The following is a 12,670-nucleotide window of genomic DNA, read 5'->3' as shown; positions in this document are numbered from 1 at the left end:
GACCCTCTCCTCGGGGAGAGGGTCGTGTTTGTAGCTGAAGCTGGGTTCTTTCAAGTTAAGGCTCAGTCCTGCGTCGGTGTGCTGGCCTCGCGGCAATAGAAATACACCAGGTTTTCGGTGTTATCCGAGAGTGGTCGACCCAGGCTGAGATAGCCCGAGCCCTTGAGGGCCACGGTCTCCTGATGAATCAGGCGCTCCTCCCCGGAGGGCTCCTGCAGGTAGGTGCCGTTGAGGCTTTGCTCAACGAGCACAAAGCCCCCGTCTCGATGGACGATGCGGGCATGTTCGCGGGAGACATGATCCTGAGGGATGACCAGGTCACAGCGGCTGCGTCGACCCAGCAGGAAGTCGTCCTTGCCCTCGTAAAGATTGACCACCACGTCCCGGTAGTGCAGCAGCAGGCTGCGCCCCTTGAGGTTGCGCAGCGCCGGGGATGAATGCCGGGCTGTGTCCAGCATCGCCACCGTTGCCTTCGGGCGCGTGGGTGCAATAGACGGTCTGGAACCCTCCAGGGGGCTGTCTCCATTACTGGAGCGCCGATCCAGCTGGCGTCGCCGGTTGCGGGTGACCCACACCCCCTGGCTGTCCCTGAACGGATAGGAGGGGCGTGAGTCATAACGCCGCCGTTCTCCTTGCCTCCTGATGTCCATGTGCCTGCCTTCTGATGTCATCAGACGTTGACCATGGGCAGAGTATAACCAAAGCCGAAGTTCAACGCTGTGATGGTCCTCGAGGCATGTTGCCAAGGTGCAAGCGCGTGATAGCATCGCAGTCCAAAACCCTTTCTACCACGCGGTCACTCTTCATGTTCAGTGTGTCCAGCCTTGCCGGCGCGGGGCGTTTCAGGCCCAAGCCGGATCACCTAGCCCGTCTTGCCCCCTGGGTGACGCTGGGACTGGTGATCCTGTTGGCCGGGTCCCTGGCTCGGTTGACCTGGAATATGGTGGCCCCCCCTTCGGCCCCCGTGGCGGCTGCAGTCTCCGCCAGTCCGGCGCCCCCCCCGGTGATCACCGGGGGGCCTCAGGGCCATGGCCTGGAGGGCGTTGCCCGGCTGCATCTGTTTGGCCAGGCGCAGCGCACGGTGGAGTCGCCCCCTGTTCCCACTGAAGCCCCCGAGACCCGCTTGCGCCTGAGCCTCAAGGGCGTGATTGCCTTCGGCGATCCCCGTCTGGGTACGGCCCTGATCTCCGGAGAAGGCGAGGATGAAAAGCACTACCGGGTTGGCGCCTCCTTGCCTGGCAATGCCACCCTGGAGCAGGTCTTCGGCGACCGTGTGATCCTCTCCCGGCAGGGACGCTTCGAGATGCTGCGGTTGCCTCGGGAACAGGTCGGGGAGGAGGCCGTGCAACGCACTGTCGAGCATTCCTCGGGCCGTGATTCCCGCTCGACGGCTGCGGTGGACGCAGGCCTGGCGGCGGACCTGGCCGTCCGGCGTGACAACTGGCTGGAGAATCCGAACCGTTTCATGGAGGCGATGCGCATTCGCCCGGTGATGGATCAGGGGCGTATCAAGGGGTTTTCCATTGCCCCCCGGCGTGATGCCGCCCTGTTCCGCCAGGCCGGGCTGAGGCCCGGGGACGTGGTCACCGCCATCAATGGGGTGGCCGTGGGCAACATCGACGATCCACAGGCCCTGGCCGGGCAATTGTCCCAGGCCAGGGAGGTGACGCTGGAACTGGAGCGGCAGGGTCGGGTCATGACGGTCACGCTACCCCTGGGTTCCTGATCGACCTCACCCCGCAACCGACTCGCATCAGGTGACCCACCTTGCCCGACATCAGACAAGAGGACGCAACGTGTTGATTGATCCACGGCCCCGGCCAGCGGCGATACGCCGTGCCCGCCTGTCCCTGATGGGCTTGCTCATGCTCTGTCTGGGCGGTGCGCCGCTGTTGGCACTGGCCAATAATGGCGCGGAAGCGACCCTCAATTTCCGCGACGTGGATATCAACGCCGTGATCGACTATGTGTCCGAGGAGACCGGCACCAACTTCATCGTCGACCCCCGGGTGCGTGGGCGTGTCACCCTGGTATCGGGTCGCCCGGTGGACCGCTCGGAGCTCTACGACGTCTTTCTTTCGGTCTTGCGGGTGCATGGCTTTGCCGCCATCGAGTCGGATGGGGTGGTTCGCCTCGTGCCCGACGCCATTGCCAAGCAGGGGGAGGTGCCTACCATCTCTGACCGTGTGGAGGCACGCGGGGGGGATTACGTGACCCGCGTGATCACGGTCCACCATGTGGATGCCGCACAACTGGTGCCGATCCTGCGGCCGCTGGTGCCGCAAAGTGGCCATCTGGCGGCGTCGCCGGAATCCAATACGTTGGTGGTGTCCGATACCGCCAGCAACGTCAGCCGCCTGGTGGAAATCATCGGTCGCATCGACCAGGAAACCCGCGACGACATGGAGGTGATTCCCCTGGAGCATGCCTCCGCCACCGAGGTGGCACGCATCATCACCACCATGGAGTCGGCCGAAGGCCGTCAACGCCCCTCGGCTCAGTTGCGGGTGATCGCCGATGAGCGCACCAACAGCATCCTGCTGGGCGGCGAGCCCGCACGTCGGGTAGCCATCCGTGCGGTGATCTCTCATCTGGATATTCCGGTGGAAGGGGGCAACACCCAGGTGGTGTACCTGCGCTATGCCAATGCGGCGGATGTGGCGGATGTGCTCTCCGGCCTGGCTGAGTCCTTCCACACGGAAAGGGGCACAGAGCAGGCGCCGAGTATTCATGTACATTCTCATGAGAGCACCAATGCCGTGGTGCTTAATGCCCCTCCGGATGTGATCCGGGACATGCGGGCCGTGATCCGGCAACTGGATGTACGGCGCGCCCAGGTGCTGGTGGAGGCGGTGATTGCCGAAGTCTCCAGCGAGCGGGCCCGGCAACTGGGCGTTCAATGGGCCGTGGGCTCGGAGCGCGATGGTATCGGCATTTTGAACTTTCAGGGTGCCAGCCCCAGCCTGGTGGGGGTGGCCAGCGGACTGCAGTCGGGTGATCTTTCCAGTGTGGAGTTTGGCAGTGGGCTCGCCCTTGGGGGGATTGGCTATTCCGGGCGCACCACCATTGCGGCCCTGGTGAGCGCCCTGGCCAGCGATTCGGCCAGCAACATCCTCTCCACCCCCAGCCTGCTGACCATGGATAACGAGGAGGCGGAGATCATCGTGGGGCAGAACGTGCCCTTCCGCTCCGGTCGCGCCATCGAGCAGTCAGGCCAGGCCTTCGACACCATTCAGCGCCAGGATGTGGGTGTGAAACTCATGGTCAAACCACAAATCAATGAAGGCAATGCGGTCAAACTGGAGATCGAGCAGGAGGTCTCCCAGGTGGCCCCCAGTGTCTCCGGTCTGGATGCCGCCGATCTGATCACCAACATGCGCAGCCTGCGCACCAGCGTCATGGTGGATGATGGCGACATGGTGGTGCTCGGCGGTCTCATCGACGATGTGCTGGTGCAGACCGAGAGCAAGGTGCCGGGTCTGGGCAGTATCCCGGGCCTGGGTCGCCTGTTCCGTTACGACTCCTCCCGTAAGGAAAAGCGCAACCTCATGGTGTTCCTGCGTCCGGTGATCGTCCGCGACCGCAGCACTCAGGCGGGCCTCACCGCCAGCAAGTACAATCACATGCGCGCCGAGCAAGTCTATTCCCGGGAACTGGGGGTGCTGATGATGGATGATGAGACGGTGCCACTCCTGCCCGAATGGGATGAACTCCTGCACCTGCCGCCGCCCTTCGAGGCCAGCAACCAGGCCCGGGCCGCCGGCCTGTCAATCCAGCCACCGCCGTCACGCCGATGAACGCCCGACAGGATCTGGAGATCCCCGGCGAACTCCTGCCGGACGTCCCACCGGAGACAGAATCGACGCCGGAGGTGCGAGGTGTCAGCTTCGGTTTTGCCCGTCGCCATGGCGTGGTGGTCATGGAGGAGGAGGGCACGGCGGTGCACGTGGTCTGTCGGGAGGATGTGAGCAGCCAGAGCCTGGCGGAACTGCGCCGGCATCTGGGGCGCCCCCTGAAGCTGGAGCCGGCCCCTGAGGCCCGATTTGATGCCATCCTGAGGGCACGCTACGAGAGCAGTGCCAATGATGCCATGCAACTCATGGAGGGCATGGGTGAAGAGGATGACCTGGACAGCGTGGCCCAGAGTCTGGCCGAGCCGGAAGACCTGCTGGAGACCGAGGACGACGCCCCCATCATCCGTCTCATCAATGCCCTGCTCACCGAGGCCATCAAGGAGAACGCCTCGGATATCCATATCGAACCCTTTGAGTCCCGGTTGACGGTGCGTTTTCGGGTGGACGGCGTGCTGCGCCAGGTGCTGGAACCGCCCCGCGTGCTGGCGCCCCTGATCATCTCCCGTATCAAGGTGATGGCGCGCCTGGACATCGCCGAAAAGCGCCTGCCCCAGGATGGCCGCATCTCACTGAGGGTGGCGGGCCGTGCAGTGGATGTGCGGGTTTCCACGCTCCCCTGTGGTCATGGCGAACGGGTGGTATTGCGCCTGCTGGACAAGCAGGCCGGGCGTTTGAACCTCACCCATCTGGGCATGGACCCCGACAGTCTGGTGTCCATGCAGCGGGTGATTGCCCGCCCTCACGGGATTGTGCTGGTCACCGGTCCCACCGGTTCGGGCAAGACCACCACCCTGTATGCGGCGCTGACCCAGCTCAACGACCGCAAGCGCAACATCCTCACGGTGGAGGATCCCATCGAGTATTACCTGGATGGGGTGGGTCAGACCCAGATCAACAGCAAGGTGGACATGACCTTCGCCCGCGGCCTGCGGGCCATCCTGCGTCAGGACCCGGACGTGGTCATGGTGGGGGAGATCCGCGACGTGGACACGGTGCACATCGCCGTGCAGGCCAGTTTGACCGGTCACCTGGTGTTCTCCACCCTGCACACCAACACCGCCGTGGGCGCCATCACCCGCCTGCGGGACATGGGGGTGGAACCCTTCCTGCTGTCCTCCACCCTGGTGGGCCTGCTGGCCCAGCGCTTGGTGCGCCTGCTCTGCACCCATTGCCGGCAACCGTATCAGGCCAGCGAGACCGACGCCCGCCTGCTGGGGCTGACGGCCGGGGAGCGACCCACGCTGTACCGTGCCACAGGCTGCCCGGAGTGCAATCAGCTGGGTTATCGCGGACGCACCGGCATCTATGAACTGGTGGAGGTGGACGACGCCCTGCGTACCCTGATCCATGATGGTGCCGGCGAACAGGCCCTGGAACGTCATGCCCGTCAGCATGGCCCCAGCATCCGCCAGGATGGGGTGCGACGTATCCTGGCCGGTGACACCACCGTGGAGGAAGTACTGCGTGTCACCAAGGAAGACTGAGCGCCATGCCCGCCTTTGAATACACCGCCCTCAAACCCACAGGCCGGGAGGCCCGGGGTGTGCTGGAGGGGGATAACCCCCGCCAGGTGCGGCAACAACTGCGCGAGCGGGGGTTCACCCCCTTGTCGGTGGAGGCGGTGCAGCAGCGTGAGAAACGACGCCTCAAGCTGCCGGGGATCGCGCGTGGCCTCAGTGCCATGGATCTGTCCCTGATCACCCGGCAACTGGCGACCCTGGTGCGTTCCGGACTGCCCCTGGAGGAGGCCCTGGGCACCGTGGCTCGCCAGAGCGAGAAGGCCCGCATCCGCAGCATGCTCATGGCAGTGCGTACCCGGGTGATGGAGGGGCACACCCTGGCCCGTGGGCTGGGGGATTTCCCCCATGTCTTCCCGGATATCTACCGCACCACGGTCTCCGCCGGCGAGCAGTCCGGCCACCTGGACGTGGTGCTGGACCGCCTGGCCGATTACACGGAAAACCGCCAGCAGATGCGCCAGAAGATCCAGTTGGCCCTGTTTTATCCGGCCATCCTCACCACCATGGCCCTGCTGGTGACCGTGGCCCTGCTCACCTACGTGGTGCCCGAGGTGGTGCAGGTATTCGTGGGTATCGGTCAGGAACTGCCCTGGCTGACCCGCACGCTCATTGCCGTCAGCGATGGGCTGCGGGAGTATGGACTGTACCTGCTGGTTGCGTTGGTGCTCGGGGCCCTGGTGATCGAGCGCCTGCTGCGTCGCCCCCGGCCCCTGTATGCCTGGCACCGATTCCTGCTGCGTCTGCCCCTGATCGGTCGGCTTACCCGGGGCATCAACACGGCGCGCTTTGCCCGCACCCTGTCCATCCTCTCTGCCAGCGGCGTGACCGTGCTGGAGGCGCTGCGCATTGCCGCCCAGGTGATGGCCAACCGCCCCATGCGCGCGGCGGTGGAAACCGTGGCCCAGCGGGTGCGCGAGGGCTCGGGCATCGGCGTGGCCCTGGAGCGCACGGGCTACTTCCCGCCCATGACCGTGCACCTCATCCGCAGCGGCGAGGCCAGTGGTGCCCTGGACGACATGCTGGATAGGGCGGCAGCCAATCAGGAGCGGGAGCTGGAGACCCGCATCGCCATGCTCATGGGCGTGCTCGAACCCCTGCTGATCCTGGTGATGGCCGTGGTGGTGCTCATCATCGTCCTGGCCATTCTGCTGCCCATCTTCGAACTCAACCAGCTGGTCACCTGAGGGCTGGTTCAACCCTTCATCATCCACAAGGAGATTTGCACCCATGACATCCCGCAGACACCCCCAACAGGGCTTCACCCTCATCGAGGTCATGGTGGTGGTGGTCATCCTCGGCATCCTGGCCGCCATCGTTGTCCCCCGCGTCATGGATCGCCCGGATGACGCCCGCATCACCAAGGCCCAGAACGACATCCGGGCGCTTGAGAGTGCGCTGAACCTCTACCGACTGGACAACTTCACCTATCCCAGCACCGATCAGGGGCTGGAAGCACTGGTTGAGCGCCCCTCCGGGCAGCCCGAGCCCCGCAACTGGCGCCAGGGCGGCTATATCGATCGTCTGCCCGCGGACCCCTGGGGCAATGAATACCAGTATCTGCATCCCGGCTCCCGGGGGGACTTCGATCTCTACAGCTTCGGCGCCGACGGGCGTCCAGGTGGCGAGAGCATGAACGCCGAGATCGGCAACTGGGGTGACTGACCCTGCGTGATCAGGCAACCATCGGCCCCCCTACTCACCGAGCAGTGATGCATCCGATTCGCACCTTCGCCGCTGCGGGCAGGAACCGTCATTCCGGCAACCCTGGCGGTGCCATGGCCCGTCGAGGCCGGGGCTTCACCCTGCTGGAACTGGTGGTGGTGCTGTTCATCATCGGCGTGATGTTCACCTTTGCAGTGATCGCGGTGGGAGATGGGGGCCGTGACCGCATGATCGAGCAGGAGGCGCGGCGCATGGTGGCCCTCATGGACCTGGCCCGGGACGAGGGCATCCTCACCGCCCAGGAGACCGCCGTGGGTTTTTCCCGCCACGGCTATACCTTCCTGAGGGAGTTCGAGGTGGGCGAGCGCACCTACGAATGGTTGCCCCTGGAGGCCGACCGCCAGCTGCGGGAGCGGAGCCTGGAGGACCTGGGCCTTGAGCTGGAACTGCGTCTGGAGGGTATCCCCGTGAGCCTGGATCGCACCCTGGACAACCCGGCGCCCCATGTCTATCTGGGCATCACCGGGGAAATCACCCCCTTCGAGGTGCAGGTGCATGGCGACCGTACCCGTCGCCCTTATTTCATCATTGAGGGGCAGCCCAATGGGCGCATCCAGATGAAACGCCCGGAGGACAGGCGATGAGGCTCCCCTCCAGTGGAAGCCTTTTCGGGAACCCATTCGGGAGCCCTTGTGGGAGCGGCCCTTGGCCGCGAATGGTGCCGTCTCCGGGCTCTGGCTATTCGCCTCAACCTGAGCATTCGCGGCCAAGGGCCGCTCCCACAAGGGCAGCTCCAAAAGGGGCCACTCCCACCAGTTCGATCCGGCAATCAGGTTTCACCCTCCTGGAGGTGCTGGTGGCGGTGACCATCCTGGCGGTGGCCATGGGCGCCGTCATCAAGGTGGCCAGCGAAAACGCCCGTAATGCCGCCTATCTGCGGGATCGCACCCACGCCCACTGGGTGGCCAGCAACGTGATGGCGCGCTATCGCGCCGGCATGGAGGAACCTGCCCGGGGCACCCGCCGGGGTGCGGTGATCATGGCCGAGCGGGAATGGTACTGGCAGGTGGAGATCCAGCCCCGGGATCTGGATGTGGCTGGCTACACCCTGGGGGCTGTGCCCCGCATCCAGGTGACCGTGCGCGACGAGGACGACCCGGATGTCCCCTACCTGGCCAGTCTCACCGGGTTCCTCAATCCATGACAAGCCGGGACACGCAGCGAGGGTTCACCCTTCTGGAACTGGTGGTCACCCTGGGTATCTTCGCCCTGGTATCGGTGATGGCCTACGGCGGCTTGCGCACCGTGCTGGATGCCCAGGCCATGACAGCGGCCTCTGCCGAGCGCCTGGCCCAGGTGCAACTGGCCTTCACCCTGCTGGCACGCGATCTCGAACAGATTGCCCAGCGGTCCGCCCGGGACGGTTACGGGGATTTTCTACCGCCGCTGCGCTTTTCCGGCCTGCGCGAGCCGCCCCGGCTGGAACTCATCCGCGCCGGTGCCCGCAGTGGCACGGCTCGCAGCAGCCTGCAACGCGTGGCCTGGGAAATGGAGCAGGGCACCCTGTACCGTCTTTACTGGTCCGCCCTGGATGGCGGCCAGGAGGCGCCCACCGGCCGCATGCCCCTGCTGAGCCGGGAGGATGCGGCCGCCCTGCAGGACTGGGAGGTGCGCTTCCATTACCGCGAGGGTACCGGGGGCACGGCGGCCCTGGACTACTGGCCCCCCGCCGGCCAGGAAGAGGGCCTGACCCCCTTGCCTCTGGCGGTGGAGGTGATCCTGGATCTGGACGGCATGGGCCGGATCTCCCGCCTGTACGCGGTGCGCTGATGGCGCGCCGATCCTTCCAGTCACCGGCCAGACAGCGGGGGGTGGCGCTGCTCACCGCCCTGCTGGTGGTGACGCTGGCCACCATTGCTGCGGTCTCCATGGCCACCCGACAGCACATGGACATCCGCCGCACCACCAACGTGTTCACCCACGACCAGGCCTACCAGCTGTCACTGGGGGCCGAGGCCTATGCCTTGCGATTGCTGGGGGAAGTGCATCAGAACGCGGATGTGGACCTGCCCTGGGAGGGGTGTCTCTCCCCCCCCATCCCCGTGGTGCTGGAGGATGCCGATCTCACTGTCTGGCTGGAGGACATGCACTGCCGGTTCAATATCAACGACCTGGCCACGGAGGATGAATCCGTGCACGAGCAGTTCGTGCAACTCCTGGATGCCATCTCGGTGGAGGCCCAGGGCGTCACCCTGGACAGCGACGGCCTCACCCGAAGCCTCATCGACTGGCTGAATCCCGAGACCGACGATCCCACCTATCGGGGCCTGGAGCCACCCTACCTGAGTGGTAACCAGCCCATGCTCAGTGCCACGGAACTGCGGCTGTTGCGAGGGGTGACCGACGAGGTCTGGCACAAGGTGGCCCCCTACCTGACGGCGCTGCCCGGCACGGAGGCCGGCATGAACCTGGCCGAGGCACCGGATGTCCTTCGCGAGGTCTTCGGCGAGGCGGACGCTGACACGGATGATGATGAGGAGACAGCGTTTACGTCCCGCTACTATCGCCTGGCCGTGCGCACCGAACTGGTCGACCGGCGCTTCCTGCTCTGCAGCCTGCTGGACGTGGCCGAGCAGCGAGTGATCCTGCGTGAGCAGATCCCCTGCGGCCCTTGAGCGCGGCCCATGCATGAGCGGACACACACCTCAAGGTGCCCCTGTGGGAGCGGTCCTGGCCGTGAACGCCAAGGCCCCACGCCCCTCTTGCACGCCTCGCCAACCTGAATGAACATGGGGCCATGACCCCAGGAGCCCGAACCATTGACCCAGCGTCTTCTCATCCTCAGACCTCACCCGGAAGGCAACACCTGGCAGGGTGCGCTGCAGGCATCCGATGGCAGGTTCACGCTCCTGGGCACTGATACGCTGGATGCCCTGCGGGCCCGGGCACCGGATGTCGCCTGCCGGGTTCTGGTCCCTGGCACCCAGGTCTTGCTGACCCAGGCACATATCCCCACTCGTAACCCCAGGGCGCTGCGCCGGGCGCTGCCCTATGCCCTGGAGGACCAGCTGGCGGATGACGTGGAGACACTGCATTTTGTCCCGGGTGCCCGGCATGCCGATGGCAGTCTGACGGTGGCAGTGGTCGCCCACACCCACATGACGGCCTGGCTGGACGCCGTTCGCAAGGCCGGTATGGAGCCGGATCAGGTGGTGCCGGAGACTGCGCTCCTGCCTACCGAGGCGGGTGCCTGGGTGTTGTGGCTGGAGGGCGATGAGGGCTGGCTGTCCACGGGAGAGGGCATGGGCTTCACCATGGAGCGGGACAATGCCGCCTTCCTGCTGCGGCGGCGCCTGCAGGAGGCTGCGGAGGATGAGCGCCCAAAACAACTCAAGCTATTGCATCATGGGCCTGCACGGCCGGAGGATGATGGGCTGCGGGCATTGGGCGATACGGATGCTCTGACGGTGCAGGTCATCGAGACGCCTTCGAGCCTGCTGGAACACCTGGTCGCACACTGGCCGTCGCGTCCTTCGCTCAATCTTCTCTGTGGCCCCTATAGCCCGAAGGACTCCCTGGATCACCTCTGGCGGCCCTGGCGGATCGCGGCCGGTGTGCTGCTGGCCTGGGTGGTGATCCAGTTTGTCGGTCTGGGATGGAACCTGCAGTCCCTGCGGGCCGAGCAGGCTACTCTTGAAGAACGCATGGTCGAGGTCTACCAGCAGACCTTCCCGGGGGGACGTATCGTGGATCCCAGGCGCCAGATGGAAACGGCCCTCAGGGGGCTCTCATCGGGACCGGATGGCATCCATTCGGATCTACAGGATCTGCTTGCACAGGCCGCGCCGGCCCTGGCGGACGCGGAGGGCCTCAGCATTCAGGGGCTGCGTTATCAGGCGGGCCGGCTGGACCTGGATCTGCACCTGGCTGACTTGCAGGGGCTGGACCGGCTCAAGCAGCAACTGGAACAGGAAGCGGGCTGGTCCGTGGATATCCAGTCGGCCAGTGCCCGGGACGACCGGGTGGAAAGCCGCATCCTCATCAGGAGTTCGGGGTCATGATCCAGGTATGGTGGCGTGAACAGTCGGTGCGCGATCGACGCATCCTGATCGTGGGGGGGCTGTTCCTTTGTGTGGCCTTGCCCTACTGGCTCATCTGGCTGCCACTGGGTGACCGTGTCGTCGCCATGGAGCGTGATGTGGCCCGTCTGCAGGGCGATCTCGCCTGGATGGAGCAGGCCGCCAGTCAGATCCGCAGTGCCCGCGGGCAGACCCAGGTGGCCCCCGCCGACATGGGCGGGCAATCCCTGCTGGGCATCATCGACGCCACCGCTCAATCCGGCCCCCTGGCAGGCACCCTGCGGCGCGTTCAGCCCGAGGGTGGCCATACGGTGCGCGTGTGGATGGAGAACACCCTCTTCGACGACCTGCTCCTGTGGCTGGATGAACTCAGTCGCCAGTACGGCGTCCAGGTCAGCAGCCTGGTGGTGGATCGACAAGCCGCCGGGGGGCGGGTGAACGTGCGGCTGGTGCTGGAAAGCTGACCCCGGTCCTCGCATCCATTCATCACGATGGAGTCTCTGAGCAACGTGCCCTTCAAAAGCCCCGCCCTCAAGCCCTGGCACTACGTCCTGGTAGGACTGATTGCCTACATCGCTTTCCTCCTGGCCACATGGCCCGCCACCCTGGCCCACAATCTGGCCCGGGACCGTGGCTGGCTACCACCGGACCTGGCCCTGGAAGGCCTCTCGGGTTCCGTGTGGTCCGGTGGGGCTCAGCAAGTGCGCTGGGAGGAACTGTCATTGCAGGGGCTGGTCTGGCAGGTGTCTGCCTGGCCGCTGTTGCGCGGCGAGTTGCGCACACACATTCAGTTTGCCCGGCCCGGGAGTGGGGGCAGTGCGCAACTGGGCCTTCGCCCCAACGGGATTCGTCTGGAAAACCTGCGGGCGGACCTGCCGGCCGCCTACCTGGCGGATGCCTTCCTGGATTTTCCGGTGATCGTCCAGGGGCGCATTCTGGCCGACATTCCGGTGGTGCATGTCCACCACGAGTCGGGCTTCACCCAGGCCGAAGGCACCGTGGGTTGGCTGGGGGCCGCCTCGGGTCTACCCCAGGCCATCCCCCTGGGCGACCTGCGTGCGGAACTGAGCACCGACGACGACGGCTGGCTCCGGGCCGTGGCGCGCGACCATGGTGGCCCCCTGTTCCTGGAGGCCTCCGCCCGCCTGAGCCCGGTGGGGCCCTGGCAGATCCAGGGCCGGCTGGGTGCCCGTGACCAGGCCGAACCCGGACTGGGTCAGGCCCTGAGCCTCATGGGGCGGGAGGACAGCGAGGGTCGCATTCCGCTGAACCTGAGCGGAAGGCTGTGAGGCGCGGCCCGCACTGGTAACGGTGGTGCGGCACCCCCGATAATGAATGAAAGAGACGCTGAATCTGGGTTCTTTCACGTTAACCCTCATGTATCACGGTGGTGAGGCACCCCCGATGATGAAAGGTACATTACGAGCCCCTCTCCCCTCAGGGGAGAGGGGTTGGGGTGAGGGGCGAGGGGTGGCACAGTGCCTGCCTCATGGGGGGGGGGGGGGCCCCCCCCCCCCCCCCGGCGGGGGGGGGGGGGGGGTGGGTGGGGGGGGGG

Annotated in this window: 13 protein-coding genes; 12 read left to right on the top strand and 1 reads right to left on the bottom strand. The window is 65.8% G+C overall.

The features are described from left to right. Window positions 1-62: 62 nt before the first annotated feature. Window positions 63-650 (bottom strand): FHA domain-containing protein, encoded by a 588-nt coding sequence (locus LPW29_RS13825; RefSeq protein ID WP_238628485.1) that lies wholly within the window; start codon window positions 648-650, stop codon window positions 63-65. 155 nt (window positions 651-805) lie between these two features. Between LPW29_RS13825 and gspC the strand changes: the two genes are divergently transcribed. From gspC to LPW29_RS13765, 12 genes are all read left to right on the top strand, one after another. After that, the gene (gspC, locus tag LPW29_RS13820) at window positions 806-1,726 is read left to right on the top strand and encodes a type II secretion system protein GspC (RefSeq protein ID WP_238628484.1); all 921 of its coding nucleotides are present in this window, start codon (window positions 806-808) and stop codon (window positions 1,724-1,726) included. A gap of 127 nt (window positions 1,727-1,853) precedes the next feature. Then, a complete protein-coding gene (gene gspD / locus LPW29_RS13815; protein ID WP_370642844.1) occupies window positions 1,854-3,797 on the top strand; it encodes a type II secretion system secretin GspD in 1,944 nt (647 codons plus the stop codon). Beyond that, window positions 3,794-5,338: a type II secretion system ATPase GspE gene (gene gspE / locus LPW29_RS13810; RefSeq protein WP_090252297.1), complete on the top strand. Its 1,545-nt coding sequence runs from the start codon at window positions 3,794-3,796 to the stop codon at window positions 5,336-5,338. Before gspD ends, gspE begins: the two co-directional genes overlap by 4 nt. Window positions 5,339-5,343: 5 nt before the next feature. Further along, window positions 5,344-6,558 (top strand): type II secretion system inner membrane protein GspF, encoded by a 1,215-nt coding sequence (gspF, locus tag LPW29_RS13805; RefSeq protein ID WP_090252300.1) that lies wholly within the window; start codon window positions 5,344-5,346, stop codon window positions 6,556-6,558. Between the two features lie 43 nt (window positions 6,559-6,601). Continuing rightward, on the top strand, window positions 6,602-7,036 hold the full coding sequence (gene gspG, locus LPW29_RS13800; protein ID WP_238628483.1) for a type II secretion system major pseudopilin GspG: 435 nt from the start codon (window positions 6,602-6,604) through the stop codon (window positions 7,034-7,036). Window positions 7,037-7,083: 47 nt separating this feature from the next. Next, window positions 7,084-7,680, top strand: coding sequence for a type II secretion system minor pseudopilin GspH (gene gspH / locus LPW29_RS13795; protein ID WP_238628482.1), 597 nt, complete (start codon window positions 7,084-7,086; stop codon window positions 7,678-7,680). 212 nt (window positions 7,681-7,892) lie between these two features. Beyond that, the gene (gene gspI, locus LPW29_RS13790; RefSeq protein ID WP_238628481.1) at window positions 7,893-8,240 is read left to right on the top strand and encodes a type II secretion system minor pseudopilin GspI; all 348 of its coding nucleotides are present in this window, start codon (window positions 7,893-7,895) and stop codon (window positions 8,238-8,240) included. Next, the gene (gene gspJ, locus LPW29_RS13785) at window positions 8,237-8,866 is read left to right on the top strand and encodes a type II secretion system minor pseudopilin GspJ (protein WP_238628480.1); all 630 of its coding nucleotides are present in this window, start codon (window positions 8,237-8,239) and stop codon (window positions 8,864-8,866) included. The genes gspI and gspJ overlap by 4 nt, the downstream gene beginning before the upstream one ends. Beyond that, window positions 8,866-9,711 (top strand): type II secretion system minor pseudopilin GspK, encoded by an 846-nt coding sequence (gspK, locus tag LPW29_RS13780; RefSeq protein WP_238628479.1) that lies wholly within the window; start codon window positions 8,866-8,868, stop codon window positions 9,709-9,711. The genes gspJ and gspK overlap by 1 nt, the downstream gene beginning before the upstream one ends. Before the next feature lie 144 nt (window positions 9,712-9,855). After that, window positions 9,856-11,097, top strand: coding sequence for a type II secretion system protein GspL (gspL, locus tag LPW29_RS13775; protein WP_238628478.1), 1,242 nt, complete (start codon window positions 9,856-9,858; stop codon window positions 11,095-11,097). Continuing rightward, window positions 11,094-11,579: a type II secretion system protein GspM gene (gene gspM / locus LPW29_RS13770; RefSeq protein WP_238628477.1), complete on the top strand. Its 486-nt coding sequence runs from the start codon at window positions 11,094-11,096 to the stop codon at window positions 11,577-11,579. Before gspL ends, gspM begins: the two co-directional genes overlap by 4 nt. A 45-nt stretch (window positions 11,580-11,624) precedes the next feature. Next, complete coding sequence (locus LPW29_RS13765; RefSeq protein ID WP_238628476.1) at window positions 11,625-12,404, top strand: type II secretion system protein N; 780 nt, start codon at window positions 11,625-11,627, stop codon at window positions 12,402-12,404. The last annotated feature ends 266 nt before the right edge of the window (window positions 12,405-12,670 follow it).

The organism is Ectothiorhodospira sp. 9100 (genome assembly GCF_022227565.1).
Lineage (GTDB): Bacteria > Pseudomonadota > Gammaproteobacteria > Ectothiorhodospirales > Ectothiorhodospiraceae > Ectothiorhodospira > Ectothiorhodospira marina.
The sequence above is the reverse complement of the archived record's forward strand: the minus strand, read 5'-3'. Positions and strand labels throughout refer to the sequence as shown.